The following is a 24,455-nucleotide window of genomic DNA, read 5'->3' on the forward strand; positions in this document are numbered from 1 at the left end:
ACGTTTTGTTCCGGCCCTCATGTCGTGGCGAATCGGGTGGGCCACTACCTGCGGAGTATGTTCCGGAGGCTCTCCACGGTGACGGCTTCAAGCGACGTCACAAAGTGGCGGCCGGCGGCGGAGGAGGGCCGGACAACTCCCGGGACCACCACGACTTCCATCCCGGCGGCCTGGGCACTTGTTGTGCCGCTGACGGAATCCTTCACAGCCACACAATTAGAGGGCTCAACGCCGAGGAGTTCGGCGGCCGCCAGATAGGGGGCCGGGTGGGGCTTTCCCTGCGGGACCATGTCACCGGCGACGACGGCGTGAAAGGTTCCGATGGGTGCTGCGGATGCCACGCGGGTGGCGACCGGGCTGAAGGCCATGGTGACCAGGGCCGAGGGTATCCGGGCCGCCGCTAGTTCAGCGAGGATCCTTTCGGCGCCGGGGAGCCACGGGATGCCCTCTTGGAGTTTCGCCACGACACGCCTGAGGAGCTCGCTGATGATCTCCTCGGCGGACAGGGGTACGCCGTGTTGCTGAAGTATGGCAGCGGAGACCTGCATGGCCTGCCCGACAGTGGAGCGGGCGTTGTCGGCGGTCCACTGTCGCCGTGCGTCTCCGCAAGATCCCGCTGGACAGCCATCCAGAACGGCTCTGTGTCAACCAGGGTGCCGTCCATATCCCAGAGAACGGCTTTGAGCTCATGCGGGTCCATTGAAGTCATGGCCCCGACCGTCCTTTCGGAATTCCGGAGACCTGCTGCTGCGCTCATCCACCCACCGCGTTCCCGGCGACGGATGCGAGCAGATCCCGAACCGCGTCCGCCCCCTCGTCGGAGGAGAAGTCTGAGCTCAAGCCTACGACGCTGACTTCGGCTGCGAGGTAGGTCAGCGCGGTGGCCGCCTTCATGCCGCCGGTGGCGACGAACTGCACGTCGGGGAAAGGTCCTTTCATGGCCTTGACCCAGTCGGGGCCGAGAACCGAGGCGGGGAAGGCCTTGAGCCAGGTGAGGCCGAAGGCCTTGGCGCGGAGGATTTCGCCCGCCGTGGCCACGCCCGGGAGGTGCGGCATGCCGCGGCGGATGCTCTCTTGGATGATTCCTTCATCCAGTCCTGGGGAGACTGTGAAAGATGCGTTGGCGGATGCCGCGGCGTCCAGTTGGTCGATTCTGATGATGGTGCCTGCGGCCACGGCCACGCCGCGTTCGGCGGCGGCGCTGGCCACTGCTGCCAGCGTGCGGACGGCTTCGGGGGTTTCGATGGTGACTTCGACGTGCTGGACGCCTGCGTCCCAGGCCCGGGTGGCGGACCTGACTGCCTCGCCGGGTGTGAGGCCGCGGAGTACGGCGATGACCGGGACCCGGAAGAAGTCGTCGTCAAACCAGTCGTGGAGCAATGTGTGGGCTGCCAAGGTGTTCTCTTTCATGTCGTGGTGCGGGGCGGTGTTTCCCCGGATCGCCGGTGCCGTCAGCTCACGGTTGCATGATGCTGCCCGGCGTCGTAGCTGCGGGGTTTGGTTCCGTGGCCCGGGCGGAAGTCGGCGCGGGTGCCCAGTGTCCAGGCGGCGAAGGAATGTCCCAGGGCGAGCCTGTCGTCGGGTTGGTCTCCGCGGAGAAGGCCGGCCAGGTATCCGGCCGCGAACGCGTCGCCCGCGCCCACGGGTTCGACCACCTGGACCCGGTGTGCCGGCACCCTAAAGGCGCGTTCTTCCTTGGCGTGTTCCCTGACGAATTCCACTGCCTCGGCGGCCGAATCCTTGATGACCAGATGGCGGGGACCGGGCAGGAGTGCCGATACCTGTTCCGCCGCGGTGCATCCCCACAGGGTTTCTGCTTCATCGAGCCCCACGAGGACGACAGTGGCGCTGGCGGCCAGTTCCAGCAGACGCGGTCCGGCGGCGTCGACGCCCCACAGAGCGGGGCGGTAGTTGACGTCGAAGGAGACCTTGTATCCCTTCTCGCGAGCGTGGGTGAGGAGGTGCTCCGTCAGTGCCGAGCAGCTGGCCGACAGGGCGGCATTGATGCCGCTGGTGTGGATCCAGCCGGTCTGCTCCAGCGGCCAGGCGCCGGAATCCTCCGGCGCCATCGCTGAGGCAGCTGACCCGGCCCGGTAATAGAGCGTCCTGGCGCCGTGGCCCAGGTCGGGGTCCTTGAAGTACACGCCCGTGGGGGCGGTGCTGTCGCGGGTGACCAGGCTGACGTCCACGCCCCGGGCGGCCAGGCCCTCCATGATGCGGTCACCGAACGGGTCCTGGCCGAGGCGGCTTGCCCACCCGGCCCGGTACCCGAATTCGGCCAGGTGCGCGGCGACGTTGGACTCCGCTCCCCCGTATCCCAGCAAACATTCTTCAGCCTCGCTCAGTGGCTGGGCCTTTGCCGGAGTGACGACGGCCATGGTTTCGCCGACGCAGAGCACGTCCATGCTCATTTCACGGCTCCTGCGGTGAGGCCGCTGACGAAGAACCGGCCGAGGACGAGGTAGAGCAGGACGGTGGGTGCGGCGACCAGCACGGCGCCGGCCATCAGCTCGGAGTAGTCAACGGTGGTTGTTCCGATGAGGTTGTTCAGGGTCACGGTGGCAGGCCACGCGGCCGGGGAGGCCAGGATGAAGCCGAAGAGGAAGTCATTCCAGATGTTGGTGCACTGGAAGATTCCGGCGACTACAAAGCCGGGAACGGAGAGCGGCAGCATCACTCGGAAGTAGGTTTTCCAGATCCCTGCACCGTCGATGGACGCAGCTTCGATGATGGCGCTGGGAATGCCCTCGTAGTAGTTCCGGAAAATCAGTGTGGTGATCGGGATGCCGTAGATGATGTGGACCAGGATCAGACCGATGATGCTTCCCTGCAGGTGCAGCATGTTCAGGAACTGGAAGACGGGGATGATGACGGCCTGGAACGGGATGAACATACCCACGAGCAGAACCGTGAAGAGCGCGTTGGACCCCCGGAAGGGGAACTTGGACAGGATATAGCCGTTGATCGATCCGAGGAGGCAGGAAATCAGGGCAGCCGGGACGGTGATCTGCAGTGAATTGGCCAGGGAGCCGTGGAGTTTTGTCCAGGCGCCCTTGAAGGCATCCAGGCTGGGCGCATCGGGGAAGGCGAGGAAGAAGTTCGGCGCCCCGGTGCTTCCGGAGAGTGCCGTGGTGATTATGACGTAGACAGGCACCAGCATGCCAAGCGTGGCAATGGTGCAGACAGCCAGGACGATCCAGCCGCCAAGAGACTTGGGCAGGCTCCAGGACCGGGGTTTGGGGGCCGGCTTTCCGGGGCGTCGGCGGGCCTCTCGGACAGGCTGGGACGGGGTCGCTTCGAGTGTTTCGACGGCCATTTCTATGCCTTTCGCTCTTTCCGGTATCCGCGGATGAGGTACGGGACGATTACCGCGAGGGTTAGCAGGAGCAGGATGATCGCCATTGCGGAGGCTTTGTCGTATCGGCTGGTGAGGTAGTTGTAGATGTAGATGCCGGGGACGTCCGTGACGAAGCCGGGGCCGGAGCCTGACATGGCGACGACGAGGTCGAAGATTTTCAGGGCCACGTGAAGCAGGAGCACGAAGCAGGTGATGGTGGAGGGCCACAGCTGAGGCAGGACGATGTGCCGCAGGCGCTGCCAGACATTGGCCCCGTCAACGCTAGCCGCCTCGAGATGCTCTTCAGGGATGGAGGCAAGGCCGGCCAGGTACATGGCCATCGCGAAGCCCACGAGCTGCCAGGCCGCAGCGAAGATGATCGGCAGCAGCGCCACCGGGATGCCGAACTGAACCTTCAGGAAGTCCGTACCTGAGGGGTTGTTCAGCGCCCCCAGGATGGTCGGGTCCGTGGTCCAGCCGGGCGGGTTCTCGATGCCCATGCTTCGGAGGATTTCGTTGACGCCGGTGGAGGGAGAGAAAATCCAGCGCCAGGCAACACCGGTGACGATGAAGGACAGGGCGTAAGGCAGGAGGAAGACGGTCCGGAACAGGCCCTTGCCCACGGAGACATGGTGGATGAAGAGGGCCGCGATGAGTCCGCCGAGGATGGCCAGGACCAGGAAGATGACGGTAAAGATCACCACGTTGCGGATGTCTGCCTGGAAGCGCTGTTCCTGGACGATCTCGGCGTAGGTGCCTCCGAGGGGCTGGCGCAGCGACAGATTCGGGCTAGTGCCGATCTTCCAGTTCGACAGGGAGATGTAGACCGTGATGCCAATGAAGACATAGACGAAGAGGAAGCTGACCAGAAGGCTGGGGGCGAAGATCCAGGCCGCCCGGCGGGAGGTCTTGACGTTGTGGGGGACTTGTTTCGTGGGCCGTGGGCCGGGGCTGGCCGGCGCGGGCGGCAGTGCTGTTGAAGTTGTCATGTGAGAACTGATCCTGTCCGGGGTGTGGCTGCAGTGGCCTGCAGCCACACCCTTTGCGACTTGGTTGGTTGACCGGCTGCTAGAGCTGGGTCTTCTGGGCCTGCGTCATGCTGGCGATGAAGGCATCGGCGTTGCCGCTGCCGTTGAAGGTGGAAACAGCGTCGGCGTAGGTCTGGGCGAATTCCGCCCCGGCGGCCTGGGCGTGTGCCAGGGAGGAAACCACCTTGGCCGAAGCGAAGCTCTTGGCCGCTTCCTGCTGGTATTGGGACAGGCCGGAGATGTCGGCGGACTTCACGGCGGGGATGGAGCCCTTCTTCGCTGCGAAGTCAGTCTGGACCTTGGGGTCCATCAGCGTCTTAAGCCAGGCGTTGGCCGCCTCCGCGTGCGGAATGTTGTTCGCGGGGATGGAGAAGCCGTCACCGACGTAGTCGAAGATGTCCTCCTTGCCGGGGAACGTCACCCAGGCGAAGTCGGTGCCGGGCTTCTTCTTGGCGTTGACCAGTTCGCCGTAAGCCCAGTCCCCCATGAGGTTGACGGCGCAGGCACCGTTGGCCATCTTCTTCGACGCCTCATCCCAGGTGATGGCGGAGTGGTCCTTGTTGGCAAGGGACAGGATGGTCTTGTAGTCCTCCAGGGCCTGCTTCACCTCGGGTGCGTCGAACGAGTACTCGTTGGTGAAGATTTTCTTCCAGTTATCGGCGCCCGCCCGCGACATGATGATGGACTCGAGCAGCTGGGAGGACGCGAAAATGTCCTTGTCCCCGAGGCACACCGGTGTGGCCCCGGCCGCCTGAACCTGCTTGAGGCTGCTGATCAGTCCGTCCACGCCGCCTGCCGGATCAATCTTGACGTTGGCCTTGGAGAGCACGGCGGGGTTGGTCCACAGCACGTTGCCGCGGTGGACGCCGATCGGAACTGTGTAGTACTTGCCGTTGACCTGCTGTGCCTCGGCCACGTCCTTGGGCATCTGTGATGCCCAGTCGTTCTGCGTCCACAGCTCGGTCAGGTCCGCGACCTGGCCGCCGTCGACGTAGCTCTTGAGCTGCCCGGCCGGGTGTACCTGCCAGGAATCTGGCGGGCTGCCGGCCTGAAGCCGTGCCGCCAGTGCCTGCCTGGCGTTGGAGCCGCCGCCGCCGGAGACTGCGGCGTTGTCCACGGCCAGTCCGGCCTTGGACGCCTTCACGCCGTCAATCAGAACGTTCAGGGCGTCGGCCTCCGAACCGGAGGTCCACCAGGAGGTGATTTCCAGCTTGTCGGAGCCACCGGCGGAGCTGCCGGCCGGCTGGTTGGCGGAACATCCGGTTGCTGCAATGAGGCTTGCGGCGGCCGTAACGGCCAGCGAGATCTTGAGCTTGTTTGGTGCACGCATGACTACTCTCCTTTGGGTTGTCAGACGCCGGATAAGGCCCGGCTAGAGCCTGCGTTGTGGTTCAGGTTACATAGTTAAGTAGATCGATGCAATAGATGCCTGATGAAGGCCGTTCTTTTCTACCGCCTCACGCCCCGTAAGCCAGACCCACCCTTGGATTTCGGCTTATTCACGGGAATTGTTCAGCTAAATTATTGGTAGATCGGTCTACCGCAACGTTCAAGAACATGGTAGAAATGGTGGACAGGTTTCCGGAGGAGGTGGAGAAGAAGTGAAGAAAGTGACATTGAATGACGTCAGCCGGGCCGCCGGAGTATCTCGATCTACCGCATCGCTGGTCCTGCGCGGGAATTCCCGCATCCCGGAGGCGACGGCGGACCGGGTCCGGCTCGCCATGGCCGAGCTCGGCTATGTCTACAACCGCCACGCCGCCAACATGCGCCGCAGCGAATCCATGACCCTCGGCCTCATCGTGACGGACATCCGCAACCCGTACTTCGCCGGGCTGACCATGACCATTGAGGAAGCCGTCCACGAGGCCGGCTACACGCTGTTCGTCGGCTACAGCCGGGACGACGTCGAGCGGCAGGCCCTGCAGCTCGAGACCATGGTCCAGCAGCAGGTCGACGGCATTTTCCTGCTGCCCGCCGAGGGAACCGAGCTGCCCCCGGTCTGCCAGATCATTGACCGTTCCTCGGTGCCGGTCCTGCAGCTGGCCCGGTACTTCTCCGAAGAAATGGACTACGTGGGCCCGGACAACATTGCCGCCGGGCAGCAGCTGGCCAGGCACGTTGCCTCGCTGGGCGCATCCTCCGCCGTCCTGATCGGCGGTCCGGAGCATTCGTCGGCCCGCACGGAACGGATCAAGGGCCTGGAAACCGGGTTCGCGGGGAGCGGCGTGGCCTTCGATCCGTCCCTCTCCGCGCCGACCACCAACAATGCGGCCGGCGGCGGGCACGGTGTGTCGAGGGTCCTTGACCAGGGAATCTGGCCGGACTGCATCATCGCCTACAGCGACGCGGTGGCGCTGGGGATCTACGCGGAGCTTCGCCGGCGGAATCTTGAACCGGGCCGTGACGTGTCGGTGGCGAGCTTCGACGACATCACGATGGCCGAGCTGCTGCTGCCGCCCCTGACCTCGGTGTCCACGTACCCGGACCGCATCGGCCGCAAGGCAGCGGACATGCTGCTCCACCGGATCCGCGACTCGTCGCTGGAACCTCAACGATCCCTCATCGAACCGGCTCTGAAGATCAGAGCCTCCACCGCCCAATGGCGACCCCGAACGTAGGAGAAACACCATGCCAGCACTGAATTGGGGCCTGATCGGAGCCAGCGACATCGCTGCCACGCGAGTGATCGGTGCCATCCGCGCAAGTGGAGGCACCGCCGTCGGGGTCTTCAGCGGATCCGCCGGCCGGGCGCGCGACTTCGCGGCCATCCACGGGCTGGCCAGAGCCACCGCCGACCTGGACGAGTTGCTGCGCTGGGACATCGACGCCGTCTACATCTCCTCGACCAACGACAAGCACTTCGAGCAGGCAACCAGGGCGCTCAAGGCCGGAAAGCACGTGCTGTGCGAGAAACCACTCGCCCTTGACGCCGGCCAGGCCGAATCCATGGTCAGGCTCGCAGAGGAAACCGGCCTCACGCTTGCAGCCAACCACCACCTCCCCGGCAGCCCCCTGCATGCCAAAGTCCGCGACCTCGTCACTGCCGGGACCATCGGCACCGTCCTTTCGGCAAAGGTTGCCCACGCCGTTCTCCTGCCGCAACGGCTGCGCGGCTGGCGGCTGGGGCAGGGGACGCCCGGAAGCGGCGTCATCCTGGACATCACCTGCCACGACGCGTCGGTCCTGAACCCCCTGCTGGGCACACCCGTCGCCGTCACCGCATTGGCCGTCCAGCAGGCCGATTGGAATACCGGCGGCCAGGAAGATGCCGCGATGACCGTCATCCGCTACGAGAACGGCGGCCAGGCACCGGTACTGGCCCAGACCCATGATTCCTTCACGGTGGGATACGCGAGGACCTCCCTGGAAGTCCACGGCACCGAAGGCACCATCCAGGTCCTCGACGCCATGACCCAGGACACCGAGGGACAGGTGATCCTGACAACCGGATCAGGCGTCCAGACGGTCGACGTCGACTGCTCAGAGGATCTCTATGTCACCGGCCTTCGGGCCTTCACCACCGCCGTCGAAGGCACCGGGGTCCCCACGGCGACCGGCCGGGACGGCCTGATGGCCCTCAAGGTCGCCCTGGCAGCCCAGGAATCCGCGATCTCCGGACGCACCGTCCACATCAACTAACAGCCAGAAAGAACATCATGCAGAAGGTACAGATCCTCTCAGCCCGCGAGGCAGCGGACCTCATTAACGACGACGACGTCATCACCGTCAGCTCCTCCAGCGCCCTCGGCTGCCCGGACAGCGTCCTGGCCGGCATCGGCCAGCGGTTCGAGGAAACCTCCCACCCGACCAACCTGACGTCCGTGCACCCGATCGCCGCCGGCGACATGTACGGCGTCAAGGGCATCGACCACATCGCCCGCCCGGGCCTGCTCCGCAAGGTTATCGCCGGTTCCTACCCTTCGGGCCCCTCCAGCGCCGAGCCGCCCCTGATCTGGCAGATGATCGAGCGCAATGAAGTGGAGGCCTACAACTTCCCCTCCGGCGTCATCTACCAGATGCACCGCACCGCCGCATCGAAGCAGCCCGGCGTCTTCACCCAGGTCGGACTCGACACCTTCATCGACCCCCGACTGCAGGGCGGACGCATGAACGGCGCCACCCCCGCCGCATATGTCGAAACCGCCACCGTGGCCGGGCAGGAATGGCTCTTCTTCCCCTCTGTCATTCCCAACGTGGCCATCATCCGCGCCACCACCGCCGACGAGTACGGCAACCTGACCTTCGAAGACGAAGGCTCCCCCCTGGGCGCCCTGGACCTGGCCTACGCCGCGCACAACAACGGAGGCGTCGTCATCGCCCAGGTCAAGCGCGTTGCCGAAGCCGGGAGCCTCCACCCCCAGCACGTGAAGGTCCCCGGCATCCTCGTGGACGCCATCGTGATCGCCGAAGACCAGCTGCAGACCACCCTGACCCCCAACGACCCTGCCATCTCCGGTCAGCTGCGCCGGCCCCTGAGCTCCCTCCCGCACATCGGCTTCTCCATCGAGAAAATCACCGCACGCCGCGCCGCCCAGGAACTCAAGGCCGGCGAAATCGTCAACCTCGGCTTCGGCGTCTCAGCGCTGGTGCCCCACATCCTGGTCGAAGAAAACCAGGGCCGGGAAGTCAGCTGGGTCATCGAACAGGGCGCCGTCGGCGGCATCCCGCTGCTGGACTTCGCCTTCGGATGCGCCCAGAACCCGGACGCGATCATGCCCAGCATCGACCAGTTCACCCTCCTGCAGGGCGGCGGCTTCAACCGCTCGCTACTCTCCTTCCTGGAGATCGACCGCCACGGCAACGTCAACGTCCACCACCTTCCCAAGAAACGGCACGTCACCGCCGGCGTCGGCGGCTTCGCCGACATCACCTCCTCCGCCCCGGAGATCATCTTCATGGGAGCCTTCACCGCCGGGCGCCGTGACATCGCCGCCGGGGAGACCGGCCTGGACATCCGCTCCGACGGGCCCTTCACCAAGCTCGTCAACGACGTCTCCGCCGTCACCTTCTCCGGACCGAGGGCCCTCGCCCGCGGCCAAAAGGTCAAATACATCACCGAACGCGCCGTGCTGGAACTGACCGCCGAAGGCCTCGTCGTAACCGAAATCGCCCCCGGCGTCGACCTTCAAAAGGACGTCCTGGACCGCAGTGAGTTCCCGCTGATCGTCTCGGACAACCTGCGCACCATGGATCTCGCGCTTTTCGCCGACGCGCCGGTCGGTCTCCACCTTCCCGCGCTGCCGCTGCACGAGCGGATCGAACAGCGTTCTCCCTCTCTGGCCGTGCACTGACGCCCGGCCGAAGCACCTGATAGGACTCCCGCGATGAAAAGCTTCCGCATCCTGACCCCCTACGAAACCGAGCTCGCCGACGCGCTGTTCGAAGCCATGTTCCCCTCCGACGGAGAAAGCCCCGACGTCCGCGACGCCGGGGTCACCGAATACCTGGACCTGACGCTCGAGGGCTACGGACGCAAGGACCTCCCCCGGTACCAGTGGCTCTTCGGCGCCCTGGACCGCTACGCCGAGGACAAGCACGGCCGGAACTTCGCCTCGCTGACCTTGGACGAGCGCACCGACATGGTGGCCCTGCTCGAACAGGGCGAACTGACCGGCCAGGTGCCGGTGAAGGACCAGCGCGACCTTTTCGGAGTCGTCGTGGCCCACCTGCAGGAAGGCCTATTCGCCGACCCCGCCCACGGCGGAAACAAGGACGCCGCCGGCTGGAAGTTCCTCAAGCACCCCGGTGTGTGGCTGGAAAACTCAGCCGACGAGAACCTCAGCACAGAGCACGTGACCAAGGGAGGGATCATCAAGACCCTCGCCGACGCGATGCGGGAAATCCCGCGCGACACCGACGGCCACAAGCTCAAGCAGCTCGGCTACGAGAATGCCGTCAGCCCGCAGATGACCGATGAAGTGGACGTCCTGCTGGTCGGCGTCGGCGCGATGGGCGGACTCAGCGCCCAGGTCTTCGCGGAAGCCGGCCTCAGCGTGGTGGGCCTGGAAGCTGGACCGTTCCGGCCGATGGACGAGTTCCTCCCCGACGAACTCGAACACGCCTACTACACGCGCGGCGGACTGGGTCCGAAATTCCAACAGGAAACGCCCCGCTGGCGCGAATCCACCGACGAGGAGGACAGCCGCGAAGCGACCTTCTCCCTGGGCCGGATGGTCAACGGCGTCGGCGGATCCGCCGGGCACTACGGGTCCTGGCTGCGCCGCTTCCACCCCTGGCAGTTCGCCCCGAAGAGCCACTACGACGGCCTCTACGGCACCGGCGCCCTGCCCGAGGACTGCACCCTGGCGGACTGGCCCGTCAGCTACGAGGAGCTGGAGCCGTTCTACACGAAGCTCGAGCACCTGATCGGCATCGCCGGGGACGAATCCAACCCGTTCATCAAGCGCAGCAAGCCCCTGCCGCTGCCGCCCACACGTCCGTTCATCCTAGGCAACAAATTCACCGAGACGACCAAGGCTGCCGGGCTCCACCCCCACCCCGTTCCCGTGGGATTCACCACCGAGTCCTACGGCGGGCGTCCCGCCACCGGCTACAGCGCTTGGAACAACGGCCTGGGTTCGTTCCGCGGGGACCGCTGGCACCCCGGCCTCGGCCCCGTGCCCGCAGCCATCGCCACCGGCAACTTCGAAATGCGCACCCATTCACGTGTCACCCGGATCATCATGGACGAATCCGGTGCAGCCCGCGGCGTCGAATGGGTCGATCCCCTTGGCCGGGTCCGGCGCCAGTACGCCCGCGCCGTCATCCTGTCGGCCTACACCTACGAGAACCTGCGCCTGATGTACCTCTCGGCCGATTCCCGGCACGAAAACGGCCTCGGCAACAACACCGGCCAGCTGGGCATGCACTACATGACCAAGATGTTCGGCCACGTCGACGCGCTCTTCCCGGGCACCGAATTCAACCGGCACACCGGCCCGGCCGCGCAGGGTGTCGTCCTGGACGACTTCCTCTCCCCCGAATTCCGATCCCTGGACCACGGCTTCATCGGCGGCGCCACCCTCGGCGCCGAACAGCAGGCCCTGCCGCTGCAGATCGCCCGCGAAACCCTGCCCGAGGACGTCCGCCGCTGGGGCGCCGGCTACCGCGACCACCTGAAGCTGTGGTCGCAACAGGGCGTGATCAGGATCCAGCCCGACGCGCTGCCCTACGCCTCGCACCGGCTGGAAATCGACCCGCGTCACCGCGACTCCTCAGGCCTCGGCATGCCGCTGGTCCGCGTGACCTACCGGCTGCGGGAGAATGAGCGCCGCCTCGCCTGCTGGATGGCGGACAAGGCCACGGGACTGCTCAAAGACATGGGTGCCACCAAAACCTGGCAGGGCCCGTACTTCACCGGCGTCGGCTCCAGCCACGACCTCGGCGGCGCCCGCTTCGGCCACGACCCTGCCGGTTCCGTCCTGGATGAGCACCTCGCCGTCCACGACACCCGCAACCTGTACATGTACTCCGGCGCCGCTTTCCCCAGCTGCCCCGGCATCAACCCCACCCTGACCATCTGGGCCATCGTCATGCGCGCGGCCGAACACCTGGCCGGCGAGCTCGGCGGCCAGCGAAAGGACCAGCCATGAGCACCGCAACGGATCAGATCACCGAGCAGGTCACTGTCGGGTACTCCCCGGACGGCCACACCGCCACCATCCTGATCGACAGGTCCGCCAAGCTGAACGCCCTCACCCTTGGACTCCTCGAGGACTTGGCCACGGCGGCCCGCGAGGTTTCCGCTTCGGCGGCGCGCGTGGTCATCGTGCGAACCGCAGGTGAGAAGGTCTTCTGCGTCGGCGCGGACATCAACCACTTCGCCGGCCTCTCCGCGGCGGGGATGTGGCGGGACTGGATCGCCACGGGCCACCGGGCGTTCGACGCCCTCGCCGGCCTGCGCCAGCCCAGTATCGCCGTCATCGACGGCCTCGCGTTTGGCGGCGGCCTGGAACTCGCGCTGGCCTGCGACTTCCGCGTGATCGCCGCCGAGGCACGGGTTGCCCTGCCCGAGACGGGCCTCGGCACGGTTCCCGGCTGGGGCGGCACTGAGCGTGCCACCGAACTCATCGGCAGGGCCAGGGCTAAGGAACTCGTCCTGACCCGCAGGCAGCTTTCGGGCGAGGAAGCCCTCGCCTGGGGACTGGCCACCGCCGTCGCCCCCAAAACGGACCTCGATGAGGCAGTCTCCCGGCTCAACAATGACCTGCTTGCCGGGGCCCCGCTGGCCGTGCAGCTGGGCAAGCAGCTGATCGACGCCGCCGCGGACGGTGCGCCGTCCAGGGTACTCGAGGCTTTGGCCGGCGGACTAGCCGCCGCCACCGATGACCTGGCCGAGGGCGTCGCAGCCTTTAGGGAAAAGCGCACCCCGCACTTCACGGACAACTAAATCGCCGCAGGCGAATCACTCACTTACTAAGGACACCTGAGATGGAAACCAAGAGCTACACGCTCGACGACGTCGAGCCCACCTACCGTCCGATGATCATCGACGGCGAAGATGCCCCGGCGCAGAGCGGGGAGACCTTCATCCGGCTGAGCCCGGCCCACGAAGTCGAGGTCACCTCGTTCCCCAAGGGTGGGCGGCCGGACGTTGACCGCGCCGTCAGCGCGGCGCGGAAGGCACTGGACCGCGGTTGGCGGCAGTCCAGCGGATCCCAGCGCTCCAAGCTGCTGCTGAAGGTCGCGGAGCTCGTCCGCCGGGATGCCGAAGAGCTTGCCCTGGCCGAAACCCTCGAGACCGGCAAGCCGATCACCCAGTCGCGCAACGAAGTCGCGGGCACGGCCGAACTGTGGGAATACGCCGCCAGCCTCGCCCGCAACACCCAGGGTGACGCCCACAACGCCCTGGGACCCGACACCCTGGCCCTGGTGGTCCACGAACCGATCGGCGTCATCGGCATGATCACGCCGTGGAACTTCCCGCTGCTGATCATCAGCCAGAAATTGCCGTTCGCCCTCGCGGCCGGCAACACCGCCGTGATCAAGCCCAGCGAAAGCACCTCCGCGACCACAGTGATGCTCGGCAGGCTCATCCGCGAAGCGGGCTTCCCGGCAGGTGTGGTGAACATCGTCACCGGCGACCGGGTCGTCGGCTCGGCCATCGCGGAGCACCCCGGCATCGACATGGTCAGCTTCACCGGCTCCACCGGCGTCGGCAAAAGCATCGCCGCCACCGCCGGCCGGGACCTGAAAAAGGTCGAACTCGAACTCGGCGGAAAAAACCCGCAGATCATCACGCCCAACGCGGACTTCACGGCCGCGGTGGATGCCGGCGTCTTCGGCGGTTACTTCAACGTCGGCCAGTGCTGCAACTCCGGCAGCCGCCTGATCGTGCACCGCTCCACCGCCGATGAGTTTGCCGCCGCCGTCGTCGAACGGGCCAGGCACATGCGCGTTGGCGACCCGCTGAAGGCCGACACCCTCGTCGGGTCCCTCGTCAACGACGCCCAGCTCGCCGTCGTCGAACGCTACGTGGCCGAAGGCCGCGAAGCCGGCGCCCACCTTCTCACCGGCGGCGACCGCCTCGACACGGGCCTGGACGGCCGCTTCTACCAGCCCACCGTTTTCACCGGCGTCACGGCGCAGATGTCCATCGCCACCGACGAAATCTTCGGCCCGGTTCTGTCCGTGCTTCCTTACGACACCCTCGAGGAGGCCGTCGGGATCGCGAATTCCACGTCCTTCGGACTGTCCGCCGGCATCTGGAGCAACGACATCAACGAGGCCCTCACCGCCGCGCGGGACCTGCGCGCCGGCACCGTCTGGGTCAACCGCTGGATGGACGGCTACCCCGAATTACCCTTTGGCGGCTACGGCCAAAGCGGCATCGGCCGCGAACTCGGCCGCCAGGCCCTCGCCGAGTTCAGCGAACTGAAGACCATCCAGCTCCAGGTGGGCGCCCGCGAAACCCGGTGGGTCGACGCCCCCGATGCCCCCCGCCGCTAATCCACAGATACCCCAAAGGAACAACCATGACTGCCACCACCGCAACAGCCCCGGCATCCGCCGCCACAGTGCTGCCCGCCATGCTGCCGCTTACCCTCCCCACCGGTTACGAAGTGCCCGCACCGTTCCGGGAATCCGCGTCCAAGGCCTGGAAAACCGCGTCAGCGAAACTGGACGGACTCATCACCAAACACCCGGACCGGTTCCCCCTCTACACCGAGGAAGGCAAATGGGTGGTCGACGGTGAAGCCTGGACCAACTGGTGTGAAGGGTTCCTCGGCGGCCAGCTGTGGATGCTCTCCCGCCGTGCCGACGACGCCGACCAGGCCCGCTTCCGCGGCGCCGCCGAGCACTACTCGGAACTCATCGAGCACCGCAAGGACGACGACAGCGTCCACGACCTTGGGTTCCTGTTCTGGTCCACCTACCGGCGCTGGTTTGAAGCCACCGGCGACACCGCCAAGCGCGACGTCGTCGTGGAAGCAGGACGCACCACCGCCAGCCGCTACCGGGAAGCCGGACGGTACATGCCCAGCTTCCGCCAGCCGGACAGCCTTTTCATCGACATCATGATGAACATCCACCTGGCTCTGTACGCCGCCCAGCAGACCGGCGACCAGGACATGGCCCGCAAGGCCGTGGACCACTGCCTCACCACGCGCCGGTTCCTCATGCGCGGCGACGGTTCCGCGTCCCACGAGGGCATGTTCGATCTCGCCACCGGCGCGTTCCTGAAGCAGACCACCCAGCAGGGCTTTTCCGACGACGGATCATGGGCCCGCGGTCAGGCCTGGGCCCTGTACGGTTTCGGCACCGTCTACCGCTTCACCGGCGAGCGCCGCTTCCTCGAGACAGCCATCGCGGCCGCCGACTTCTACATGGAAAAGACCGGCGAGCGCCTCGTGCCGCCGAACGACTGGGAAGAACCCGCACCGGTCCGGCCGTACGAATCCTCCGCGGCTGCCGCAGCTGCCGGCGGGTTCTGGCAGCTGGCCGGCCTCGTCGAAGACCGCACCAAGGCCAGAATCTACGCGGACTACGCCGTGAACATCCTCCGCCGCCTCACCGAGGAAGACTTCCTGGCCAGCCCGGATGAAGAGTGGGAGGGCGTGCTTAAGCACGGCAGCTACCACGAGGGCAAGGACCTGGGCGTCGATGAATCGGTGATGTGGGGCGACTACTGGTTCCTGGACACCGTCGACCAGATCCAGCAGTTCGACGAAGCCCAACGCCTCGACGAAGTCCAGCGGGGCCGGTGAGCACTGTGATCTGGAAATCCATCGACGACGCACCGCTGCCGGAGGCTCCGGCAGCGGCGGCGGCCCCGGATGAGGTGATCCGGACCGACGTCGCCATCATCGGTTCCGGCATGGGCGGCGGAACCATGGCCTACGCCCTCAAAGACTGCGGCGCCAAGGTCCTCATCATCGAACGCGGCCACCGACTTCCCGCGGAACCGCAGAACTCCGACCTGGACGAGGTCTATCTCAAGGGCCGCTACAAGAACGCCGACACCTGGTACAACGGCCGCAGCGGTGCCGCCTTCAAACCCGGCGTCTACTACTGGGTGGGCGGCAACACGAAGGTCTACGGGGCGTGCCTGCCCCGCTTCCGCGCCAGCGACTTCGAAGAAACCCAGCACCACGACGGAACATCCCCGGCCTGGCCCTTCAGCTACTCCGACCTCGAACCGTACTACACCCGGGCCGAGACGCTGTTCCAGGTCCGCGGCCAGATCGGCGAAGACCCCACCGAGCCGCTGCACTCCGAGGCCTACCCCTTCGCTGCCCTGGACCATGAACCCGCGATCCAGGACCTGGCCGACTCTCTGCGTCGGCAGGGGCTGCATCCGTTCCGGATGGCCAACGGACTCGACGCCGACACCCCGGAAAAGCGTGCCCTGTGCGCTACCAGCGACGGCGCGCCAAACGAGGCCGGGCTCAAGTCCGATGCAGAAAAGATCGCCGTCAATCCCGCGCTGGAAAGCGGCGCCGCCCTGATGACCGATACCAAGGTCATCCGCCTCGTTCCCGGTCCGGACGGCCGCAGCGTCGTCGCTGCCCTGGCCGAACGCGGTGACCAGATCATCCGCATCGAAGCCGACAAATTCATCCTCGCCGCCGGGGCAGTGAATTCTGCCGCACTGCTCCTGCGCTCGGCCACACCCGAGTTTCCCCGCGGCCTGGCCAACTCCTCGGGGTTGGTGGGCCGGAACTACATGGTGCACAACAGCACGTTCTTCATCGGCATCAACCCGTTCAAGGTCAACAGGACCCTCTGGCAGAAGACCCTCGGACTGAACGACTGGTACGAAGCCGGCCCGACCAACCGGTTTCCCTTGGGAAACCTTCAGATGCTCGGGAAATTGCGTGCCAGCATGCTCAAGATGGCCCGAAGCTGGGCACCAACCTGGCTCCTGAGGGCCATGTCGGACCGCAGCATCGACATCTACCTCACCACGGAGGACCTGCCGCGCCGGAGCAACGGAGTAACCGTGGCGGACGGCAGGATCCACGTCTGGTGGGAACCGAACAACCTCGAGCCGCACAAGGAGCTGGTCCGGCGGGTCAGCCGGGCCGTACGGAAAGCCGGATATCCGGTGATCTTCACTGAACGGATGGGCATCGAGACCAACTCCCACCAGTGCGGAACCGCCGTGGCAGGGCATGATCCCCGGACGAGTGTCCTCACGCCCGACTGCCGCGCCCACGACCTGAACAACCTCTGGATCGTGGACAGCTCGTTCTTCCCGTCCTCAGCGGCACTGAACCCCGCCCTGACCATCGCCGCCAACGCCCTGCGCGTCGCGGACGTCATCCGCGCCGAAGGCAGCGCGCCCGGCCGGACACGGTCAGCCGATCCCACCGTCAACAACAACAGACAGGCATTTACGTGAGCCTTAACTACGAAGCAACACGAGCCCCGGCGGCACAGGAACCCGGCGTTTCGACCCGCGACCTGGCCAGGGCCGCCTGGGCCAGCTCGCTGGGCAGCGCCCTGGAATACTACGACTTCGCCCTGTACAGCCTGGCCTCCGCCCTCGTGTTCAGTCCCCTGTTCTTCCCTGGCAGCAACCCGGCGACGGGCCTGATCCTGAGCTTCGGCACCTATTTCCTGGGCTTCGCCATACGGCCGCTGGGCGGCATCATCTTCGGCCGCCTGGGTGACAGGCTCGGCCGTAAATTCGTCCTGCTCGCCACCATCCTCCTCATGGGCGGCGCCAGCACGCTCATCGGTGTCCTGCCCACCTACAACGGCTCCCCCGGTGACTGGTACGGGGCCGGAGCCGGGGTCCTCGCACCGATCCTGCTCATCGTGCTCCGGCTGATGCAGGGGCTCGGTGCGGGCGCCGAGATGGCCGGCGCCTCCATCCTGATGACCGAGTACGCTCCCGCGAAGCGCCGGGGATTCATCGCTTCGCTGCCCTTCCTCGGTGTCCAGATGGGCACGGTCGCGGCGGCGCTGGTCTACTTCCTGCTGCTGAACGCGAACCAGGCCGTCAAGATCACCGACACCTGGCTTTGGCGGGTGCCCTTCCTGGCCAGCGTGCTCATCCTTGGCATCGCCATCTACATCCGGCTCCGCCTCAAGGAGTCCCCCACCTTCGCGAAGCTCGAACCCCACGAACAGGTCAGCGAGCGGCCCCTCAGGACGCTCCTGAAGCGCTCCGGGAAGACGGTCCTGCTCGGAATCGGACTGCGCATGGCCGAAAACGGCGGTTCGTCCATCTACCAGGCGCTCGCGATTGCCTACGTTTCCAGCGCCGCGATCGGCATTAACGGCCCCATCGGGGCTCTCTCGCTCGTCTTCGCCGCCGCCGTCGGCGCCGCCGTCGTTCCCCTTGCCGGCTGGCTGACTGACAGGTACGGGCGGGTCCGCACGTACCGCGCTTTCGCGATCTTCCAACTGGTCGCCGCCTTCCCCGTCTGGTACGCGCTCAGCTTCGGTGACACGGTGCTGACCATCGTGGTCGTCTCCATCGGCCTGGGCGTCGGCACGTGGGGTATGTTCGGTTCCCAAAGTGCCCTCATGTGCGAACTCTTCGGCTCACGGCAGCGGTATCTGGGCGTTTCAGTGGCCCGGGAAGGCTCTGCGGTCATCGCCGGAGGCATCGCTCCCATGGTCGGCGCCTGGCTGATGTCCCTCGCGGTCACCGCCGAGGGCGGCAGCGCCGTCCAGGGTGCCGGCGCCGGGGCCTGGCTTCCCATCGCGGGATACCTGGCCCTGCTACGGCCATCACCATTGCCGCGACCTTCGCAGTTCCCGAGACCGGGGGCCGGAGCTTGGAAGACCCGCGGGACGCAATCCACGAGAAGGCCGCCTGACGGACAGGATGTCCCCGGACCGGGACATGCACATTGGTAAAGTCGATAGGCGGGGAGCGCCGCTTCTCCGCCTATCGACTCACCGGCAGGAATACAGCATGGCCCCGCGCATCACCCTCGAAGACGTGAGCAAGGCCGCGGGCGTCTCACGTTCAACCGCTTCGCTCGTCGTTCGCGGCAGCTCCCGCATTCCGGAGTCCACGGCCCTGAAGGTCCGCGAAGCAATGGACCAGCTTGGGTATGTGTACAACCGCCAGGCGGCCAACCTGCGGCAGAGCAGGTCAATGACCATCGGCCTCATCGTTACCGAGATCATCAACCCGTACTTTGCCGAGCTGGCCATGGCCGTGGACCAGATCACCCATGACGCCGGATACACGATATTCATCGGCTACAGTCGCGACCTTGCCGACCGGCAGCACGAAATCATCGCGTCCATGATTGAACGCCAGGTCGACGGGCTGCTCCTGCTCCCGGCTCCCGATACCGACCCGGAAAGGCTCGCCAAGCAGGTCAACGCCGCCAACGTCCCGGTGGTGCTGCTCGCACGCCGGTTCGCTGGCTTCGATTACGTCGGCAGCGAGAACGTCAAAGGCGCGACGATGCTCGGGGAACACCTCTCGGCCCTGGGCTGCAGGAGCGTTGCGTTCCTCGGCGGGCGTGCCGCACCGTCCCTCACGGAGCGGGAGGAAGGCCTTCGCGCTTCGCTGGAGCACAAAGCCCGCGAACTGTGGAGCGTGGATGAGTTCCGCAGTTCCATCACCCCTGAGGGAGGCGCGACGGCGGTGGGCCGGCTGTTCGATCTGGGTCGGCTTCCGGATGCGGTGGTTGCCTACAACGACATTGTCGCCGAAGGCGTCTACGGCGAAATGCGCCGCCGCGGGCTCGAACCGGGCCGGGACATCGCCGTCGCGTCCTTCGACGACACCCGCATCGCCGCGAGCCAGGTTCCGCCGCTGACGTCGGTGGCAGGATTCCCGCAGCAGATCGGCACAACCGGCGCCGAGATGCTGATGAAACGCCTCGCCGATGGCAACTCCGACATCCCCACGCAATTGACGCTCATAGAGCCCCGACTCAAGATCCGGTCCTCGACGGCGACTTGGCGTCCAAGGACCTAAGCACGGGCTCGACGCCGGAGGCACCGCCTGACCTATCCTCAGGGACCGGCCCATGGCATCCCGTTCGAGGCTTGTACATCCAGACATCACGGTCCTTACTGGTGGGAGGAGCCCGAGCCGCCGGCCAGCGGGGCCGCCATGCCTACAAGTCGCGGTATCCAGGGGCCAAGCGGACAGCGCTCCGACCGTCGACTAGGAGGCACTTCATGTTCGCTCGTATCAGCACGTATAAGCCGGCCCCCGACAGCACAGGCGCACCGTCTGACGACACCGTCAACCGCGTGCTCCAGCTGCCCGGATGCCTGGGCATCTATTACTTGCTGGGGAAGGACAACAAGTCACTGTCCATCACCCTCTGGGAGGACGCGGAAGCCCTCGCCGGCAGCGAGCGGGCAGCCAACACCATCCGCTCCGAGACCAGCGCCGAGCAACACATGCAGATCCTCGGTGTGGAGGAATTTGAAGTGCTCATACGGCAACTTCAAGTTTGAACCCTGGCGGAGCTCACACGGGCGCAGCTCACACGGGCGGAGCTCACACGCCGGGCGGGGGCGCCGTCGTCCTGCGGATTACGAGCCGCGGGGCTACTACCGTCGACACAGCTTCCTGCCGTCCTTGGATGCGCTCCACCAGCAGCTTCGCCGCCAGCGAGCCCATCTCGATTCCCGACTGGTCCACCGATGTGAGTCCCACTTGGGCCTCCTGGCTGTACGCGGTGAAGCAGGGCGGCACCACCATCTGGGAGCGGTGGGACTCCATGCTCGCCGACGGATCCGTCAACCCGGGTGAGATGACGTCCTTCAACCATTACGCGCTCGGCGCCGTGGCGGACTGGATGCACCGGGTGGTGGCCGGCATCGCGCCGCTCGAGCCCGGCTACCGCCGGATCCTCTTCCGCCCCCAGCCGGGAGGCGGCCTCACCTCCGCCTCTGCCCGGCACGAGACCCCCTACGGAACAGCCGCCATCTCCTGGCGAAACGCCGACGGCGGGCACAGCGTCTCCACCGAGGTGCCCACCGGAGCCACCGCCCGCGTTGAGCTGCCGGGGCAGGAGCCCCGGGAGGTCGGTTCCGGCCGTTTCGAATACACCGTTGCCCAGATTTCCTAGGCTAGGCTCGCCCTAGGTTTACAGATCACCAGACTCCCGCAAAGGACTGCCGTGTCTTATTCAATCCAGCTGTACACCCTCCGCAACGCCCTGCAGGAAGACCTGCCCGGCACTATCAAGAAAGTGGCCGAGATCGGCTTCGCCCAGGTGGAACCGTACAATTTCGTGGCCACCGCCACGGAACTCGGCGCCGCCCTGCAGAAGAACGGCCTGACCGCTCCCTCCGGGCATGCCCCGCTGCTCAGCCAGGACCAGGACCAGATCTTCGCCGCCGCCCAGGAACTTGGAATCGGCACGGTGATCGAGCCGTACATCACGGCCGAACACTGGCAGTCGGCGGAGGACATCCAGGCCACTGCCGCCAAGCTCAATGCGGCCGCCCGGAAGGGCGCCGAATACGGCATCCGGGTGGGCTACCACAACCACCAGTGGGAGCTGGAGTCCACCATCGAGGGCCGGACTGCCCTGGAGTATTTCGAGGGGCTGCTCGATCCGGCACTCGTCCTCGAAGTCGACACGTACTGGGTGGCCGTCGGCGGGCAGGACCCCGTGCAACTGCTCCGGCGCCTGGGTGACCGGGTGAAATTCATCCACATCAAGGACGGCCCGCTCACCACCGACACCAAGGACCAGCAGCCCGCGGGGCAGGGCCGGGTGCCCGTCCTGGAGGTCATCGCCGCGGCCGCGTCCCTGGAAGTCGGAGTGGTGGAGTTCGACGACTACTCGGGCGACATCTTCGACGGAATTGCCCAGAGCCTGGCCTACCTGCAGGCGGACGCGGCCAGCGAGCAGGCGGCCGACGCATGAGCGGCGCATCCTCCCTCCGGGGGCCGGTGGGCATCGCCGTCATCGGCGCGGGCAACATCAGCAAGCAGTACCTGGACAACCTGACGGTCTTTCCCGACCTCAAGGTTCTCATCATCGCCGACCTCGTCGAGGAGGCCGCGGCGGCACGGGCTAAGGAATACGGCATACCCGAGTGGGGCGGGGTGGACGCGGCTCTCAACCATCCCGACGTCGAAATCATCGTCAACCTGACTATTCCGGCGGCCCATGTGGAGGTGGCCACGGCCGCCGTCAGCGCCGGAAAGCATGTCTGGACCGAGAAGCCGTTTTCGCTGGACCGGGCCTCGGGCCTGGCGCTGCTGAAGGCGGCGGATGCCGCCGGGCTCCGTCTTGGCTGTGCCCCGGACACGGTCCTCGGCGCCGGACTGCAGACTGCCCGGCGGCTGATCGAACGCGGCGACATCGGGACCCCGCTGACCGCCATGACCACGTTCCAGACGCCGGGGCCGGAATCCTGGCATCCCAATCCGGCGTTCCTGTTCCAGCACGGCGCCGGCCCCCTGTTCGACATGGGGCCGTACTACATCACCGCGCTGGTCCAGACATTTGGCTCCGTCAGCAAGGTGGCCGCCGTCGGCTCCAAGGCCCAGGACGTCCGCATCATCGGTTCCGGCCCCAGGGCCGGCGAAGAATTCGCCGTCGAGGTCCCCACTCATGTCAGCGCCATGGCGCAGTTCGACGGCGGCGCCTCCTCGCACAGCGTCTTCAGCTTCGAATCCCCGCGCCAGCGCATGGGTTTCGTGGAAATCACCGGCACGGAGGCCACAATCTCCCTGCCGGACCCCAACTACTTCGACGGCGACATCCGGCTCTGGCGGGCGGGCGACGAGGACTGGACCACCATCCCGGCAACCGGTCCCGCCAATGGCCGCGGCATGGGCGTCCTGGATATGGCTCGCTCCATCCGCGCCGGTGTCCCGCACCGCGCAACCGGACAACTCGGCTACCACGTGCTGGACACGCTGGTCTGCATCTCCGAGTCCGTGGATTCCGGAACCTTCGTCGACGTCGAAAGCTGGGCACCGGCGTCCGCAATCCTCCCCGAGGACTGGGAGCCGACGGCCGCCACCCTGTAGCAACGCCGCCTGACCGCTACAGGACGGCTACCTCGCCGCGTCAGGACTCAGTCAGGACTCAGCCACACGTGCGCTCACTCAGGCTGCACCCGTCCACCGGGGCCTGGCCGCGGCCGAACGGAGATTCCGGGCGCGGAGACCGCCTGCCGTGGATAGCGGGTTTTCGCATGCCTGCGGAACGGCGGGCTTTGCCGCTTCGGGCGATGCGTTCGGCCGACTGGAGGGGCACAGGTCGGTGACCAGCCCCATGCCGGCACACTCACGCACGGCGGCGATGCCGGCAGCAGCGCCGCGCTTGTCATCGAAGGCGGCGGACACGGCGAGCACCGTACCGTCCGCGGCCTTGAGCCGGAACCGGAAATGCGACTCCGCGTCAACGAACACTTCAAACTTGCCGGCCATAGCCATCCTTCCGGTCTGCGGGCCCCTCACCGCGAGCCTCGTTGCCGCGGAGCAGGCCCGGACGCATCGCTTTGTCCGGCTCCCGCTGGTCTGGTCGAACGGTCTCGAATTGTCCGCTCATCTAGTGATAAAAGTCTGTCGCGGACGCGCATACCCTCACAAGGCTTCCCCTGTAAACCATAGGTAAATTGAATGCAACGCCTTCGGCGGAACCTCCCCACGAGCAAGTCCCGACCTGCAAACACCGGCAGGATGGGACCATTCTTGGCGGTGAAAGACCGATTGCTCCCGTTCGGTGCGCAACCGGATTCTGCCCGACCGGGACGATTTGGGGATCTGAGGCACACCATGGACGTTACACATGCCGCCCCGGACATATCCCCGTTCCAACAGGGCGTGATTAATCGCTGAATCCGACGCTTCGGGACCCGGCAGCCGTTCCCTGGCGCGCGACACTGTTTTTGCTGCCGTGATGATCACCGCCAACGGCATCGTCGGACTGGCACTGCTTGTCGGCGCAATCCGTCACGGTGTCACCCGCTTCAACCCTGAAGGGACCGGCGCAGAACTGGCGGTCGTCGCCACCTCGCCACCGTGACGATGGTTCTGCCCACCTTCACGTCCTCCCGGCCCGGGCCGGAATTCTCGCCGCTGCAGCTCGGATTCGCCGCCATTGCGTCGCTGGCCCTGTATGGAGTATTCGTCCTGACCCAGACCGTCCGCCACCGGGACTTCTTCCTTCCGGTCGCGTTGCCGGGCGATACCCCGGAGGACGTGCACGCTCCCCCACCTACGGTTCGTGCCACCGTGACCAGTCTTGGCCTGCTGTGCCCAGCACTCGTCGCCGTCGTCGGCCTCGCGAAAACCGTGTCCCCGGCCATCGAGGCGGGCGTGACCCAGACCGGCATCCCCGAGTCATTCGTGGGGGTGGTCATAGCGCTGCTCGTGCTGTTGCCGGAGGGCCTGGCGGCGACTCGCGCGGCCGCCGCGGGCCGCGTACAGACGAGCCTGAACCTGGGCTAAGGTTCGGCGATTGCCAGCATCGGACTGACGATTCCGGCGATCGCCGTCGCCTCTGTTTGGCTTGAGGGGCCGCTGACGCTGGGGCTGGGCGGGACCCAAATCGTCCTGGTCGTCCTGACGGTGGCGGTAGGCATTCTGACGGTCTTCCCGGGGCGGGCGACCCGCCTGCAGGGGAGCATTCATCTCGTGCTGTTCGCCGCTTTTGTCTTTCTCGCCATGTTTCCCTAGCGCCTCTGCC

Annotated in this window: 22 protein-coding genes and 1 pseudogene; 15 read left to right on the forward strand and 8 right to left on the reverse strand. The window is 66.3% G+C overall.

From position 1 onward, the window contains the following. Positions 1-44: 44 nt before the first annotated feature. The 6 genes from J7I89_RS06420 to J7I89_RS06445 all read right to left on the reverse strand — a co-directional run bounded on the left by J7I89_RS06420 (position 45) and on the right by J7I89_RS06445 (position 5,695). Positions 45-548, reverse strand: a complete 504-nt coding sequence (locus J7I89_RS06420) for an HAD family phosphatase (protein WP_214968382.1) — start codon at positions 546-548, stop codon at positions 45-47. Positions 549-753: 205 nt separating this feature from the next. Beyond that, positions 754-1,395 carry a bifunctional 4-hydroxy-2-oxoglutarate aldolase/2-dehydro-3-deoxy-phosphogluconate aldolase gene (locus tag J7I89_RS06425; protein ID WP_251044993.1) on the reverse strand — a complete coding sequence of 214 codons (642 nt, stop codon included), beginning with the start codon at positions 1,393-1,395 and terminating at the stop codon, positions 754-756. A gap of 56 nt (positions 1,396-1,451) precedes the next feature. After that, positions 1,452-2,411, reverse strand: coding sequence for a sugar kinase (locus J7I89_RS06430; RefSeq protein WP_214968386.1), 960 nt, complete (start codon positions 2,409-2,411; stop codon positions 1,452-1,454). Then, on the reverse strand, positions 2,408-3,316 hold the full coding sequence (locus J7I89_RS06435; RefSeq protein WP_214968388.1) for a carbohydrate ABC transporter permease: 909 nt from the start codon (positions 3,314-3,316) through the stop codon (positions 2,408-2,410). The genes J7I89_RS06430 and J7I89_RS06435 overlap by 4 nt, the downstream gene beginning before the upstream one ends. Before the next feature lie 2 nt (positions 3,317-3,318). Continuing rightward, entirely contained in the window at positions 3,319-4,326 is a 1,008-nt protein-coding gene (locus J7I89_RS06440; protein WP_214968389.1) for a carbohydrate ABC transporter permease, read from the reverse strand. Between the two features lie 79 nt (positions 4,327-4,405). Then, positions 4,406-5,695 carry an ABC transporter substrate-binding protein gene (locus J7I89_RS06445; protein WP_214968391.1) on the reverse strand — a complete coding sequence of 430 codons (1,290 nt, stop codon included), beginning with the start codon at positions 5,693-5,695 and terminating at the stop codon, positions 4,406-4,408. A gap of 280 nt (positions 5,696-5,975) precedes the next feature. Between J7I89_RS06445 and J7I89_RS06450 the strand changes: the two genes are divergently transcribed. The 11 genes from J7I89_RS06450 to J7I89_RS06500 all read left to right on the forward strand — a co-directional run bounded on the left by J7I89_RS06450 (position 5,976) and on the right by J7I89_RS06500 (position 20,253). Continuing rightward, positions 5,976-6,986 (forward strand): LacI family DNA-binding transcriptional regulator, encoded by a 1,011-nt coding sequence (locus J7I89_RS06450; protein WP_214968393.1) that lies wholly within the window; start codon positions 5,976-5,978, stop codon positions 6,984-6,986. Positions 6,987-6,996: 10 nt separating this feature from the next. Next, positions 6,997-8,007 (forward strand): Gfo/Idh/MocA family protein, encoded by a 1,011-nt coding sequence (locus tag J7I89_RS06455; RefSeq protein ID WP_214968395.1) that lies wholly within the window; start codon positions 6,997-6,999, stop codon positions 8,005-8,007. 17 nt (positions 8,008-8,024) lie between these two features. Then, entirely contained in the window at positions 8,025-9,659 is a 1,635-nt protein-coding gene (locus J7I89_RS06460) for an acyl CoA:acetate/3-ketoacid CoA transferase (RefSeq protein WP_214968396.1), read from the forward strand. 33 nt (positions 9,660-9,692) lie between these two features. Next, positions 9,693-11,960: a GMC family oxidoreductase gene (locus tag J7I89_RS06465; protein WP_214968398.1), complete on the forward strand. Its 2,268-nt coding sequence runs from the start codon at positions 9,693-9,695 to the stop codon at positions 11,958-11,960. Continuing rightward, on the forward strand, positions 11,957-12,757 hold the full coding sequence (locus J7I89_RS06470; RefSeq protein ID WP_214968400.1) for an enoyl-CoA hydratase/isomerase family protein: 801 nt from the start codon (positions 11,957-11,959) through the stop codon (positions 12,755-12,757). Before J7I89_RS06465 ends, J7I89_RS06470 begins: the two co-directional genes overlap by 4 nt. Positions 12,758-12,798: 41 nt before the next feature. Beyond that, on the forward strand, positions 12,799-14,316 hold the full coding sequence (locus tag J7I89_RS06475; protein ID WP_214968401.1) for an aldehyde dehydrogenase family protein: 1,518 nt from the start codon (positions 12,799-12,801) through the stop codon (positions 14,314-14,316). Between the two features lie 26 nt (positions 14,317-14,342). After that, positions 14,343-15,575: a glycoside hydrolase family 88 protein gene (locus J7I89_RS06480; protein ID WP_214968403.1), complete on the forward strand. Its 1,233-nt coding sequence runs from the start codon at positions 14,343-14,345 to the stop codon at positions 15,573-15,575. Beyond that, positions 15,572-17,212 (forward strand): GMC family oxidoreductase, encoded by a 1,641-nt coding sequence (locus J7I89_RS06485; protein ID WP_308159817.1) that lies wholly within the window; start codon positions 15,572-15,574, stop codon positions 17,210-17,212. The genes J7I89_RS06480 and J7I89_RS06485 overlap by 4 nt, the downstream gene beginning before the upstream one ends. Beyond that, on the forward strand, positions 17,209-18,681 hold the full coding sequence (locus J7I89_RS06490) for an MFS transporter (RefSeq protein ID WP_214968405.1): 1,473 nt from the start codon (positions 17,209-17,211) through the stop codon (positions 18,679-18,681). The genes J7I89_RS06485 and J7I89_RS06490 overlap by 4 nt, the downstream gene beginning before the upstream one ends. 58 nt (positions 18,682-18,739) lie before the next feature. Continuing rightward, positions 18,740-19,762, forward strand: a complete 1,023-nt coding sequence (locus J7I89_RS06495) for a LacI family DNA-binding transcriptional regulator (RefSeq protein WP_214968407.1) — start codon at positions 18,740-18,742, stop codon at positions 19,760-19,762. Between the two features lie 206 nt (positions 19,763-19,968). Further along, positions 19,969-20,253, forward strand: a complete 285-nt coding sequence (locus J7I89_RS06500; protein ID WP_214968409.1) for a hypothetical protein — start codon at positions 19,969-19,971, stop codon at positions 20,251-20,253. 43 nt (positions 20,254-20,296) lie between these two features. Here J7I89_RS06500 and J7I89_RS06505 read toward each other — a convergent pair whose 3' ends face one another. After that, complete coding sequence (locus J7I89_RS06505) at positions 20,297-20,455, reverse strand: substrate-binding domain-containing protein (protein ID WP_308159818.1); 159 nt, start codon at positions 20,453-20,455, stop codon at positions 20,297-20,299. On the opposite strand from J7I89_RS06505, the gene J7I89_RS06510 reads away from it, so the two are divergent. From J7I89_RS06510 to J7I89_RS06520, 3 genes are read left to right on the forward strand one after another with little or no spacing between them, the layout of a single operon-like run. Next, complete coding sequence (locus J7I89_RS06510) at positions 20,445-20,870, forward strand: alpha-L-rhamnosidase C-terminal domain-containing protein (protein ID WP_308159819.1); 426 nt, start codon at positions 20,445-20,447, stop codon at positions 20,868-20,870. The genes J7I89_RS06505 and J7I89_RS06510 overlap by 11 nt on opposite strands. A gap of 51 nt (positions 20,871-20,921) precedes the next feature. Next, on the forward strand, positions 20,922-21,677 hold the full coding sequence (locus tag J7I89_RS06515; RefSeq protein WP_214968410.1) for a sugar phosphate isomerase/epimerase: 756 nt from the start codon (positions 20,922-20,924) through the stop codon (positions 21,675-21,677). Beyond that, positions 21,674-22,792, forward strand: a complete 1,119-nt coding sequence (locus J7I89_RS06520; protein WP_214968412.1) for a Gfo/Idh/MocA family protein — start codon at positions 21,674-21,676, stop codon at positions 22,790-22,792. Before J7I89_RS06515 ends, J7I89_RS06520 begins: the two co-directional genes overlap by 4 nt. A gap of 78 nt (positions 22,793-22,870) precedes the next feature. Here J7I89_RS06520 and J7I89_RS06525 read toward each other — a convergent pair whose 3' ends face one another. Then, positions 22,871-23,194 carry a DUF1508 domain-containing protein gene (locus J7I89_RS06525; protein ID WP_214968414.1) on the reverse strand — a complete coding sequence of 108 codons (324 nt, stop codon included), beginning with the start codon at positions 23,192-23,194 and terminating at the stop codon, positions 22,871-22,873. Between the two features lie 418 nt (positions 23,195-23,612). On the opposite strand from J7I89_RS06525, the pseudogene J7I89_RS25045 reads away from it, so the two are divergent. Beyond that, positions 23,613-24,445: pseudogene (locus J7I89_RS25045) on the forward strand (calcium:proton antiporter); the annotation flags it as partial. Positions 24,446-24,455 lie beyond the last annotated feature (10 nt).

The sequence above is a fragment of the Arthrobacter sp. ISL-5 genome (assembly GCF_018613835.1).
Taxonomy (GTDB): domain Bacteria; phylum Actinomycetota; class Actinomycetes; order Actinomycetales; family Micrococcaceae; genus Arthrobacter.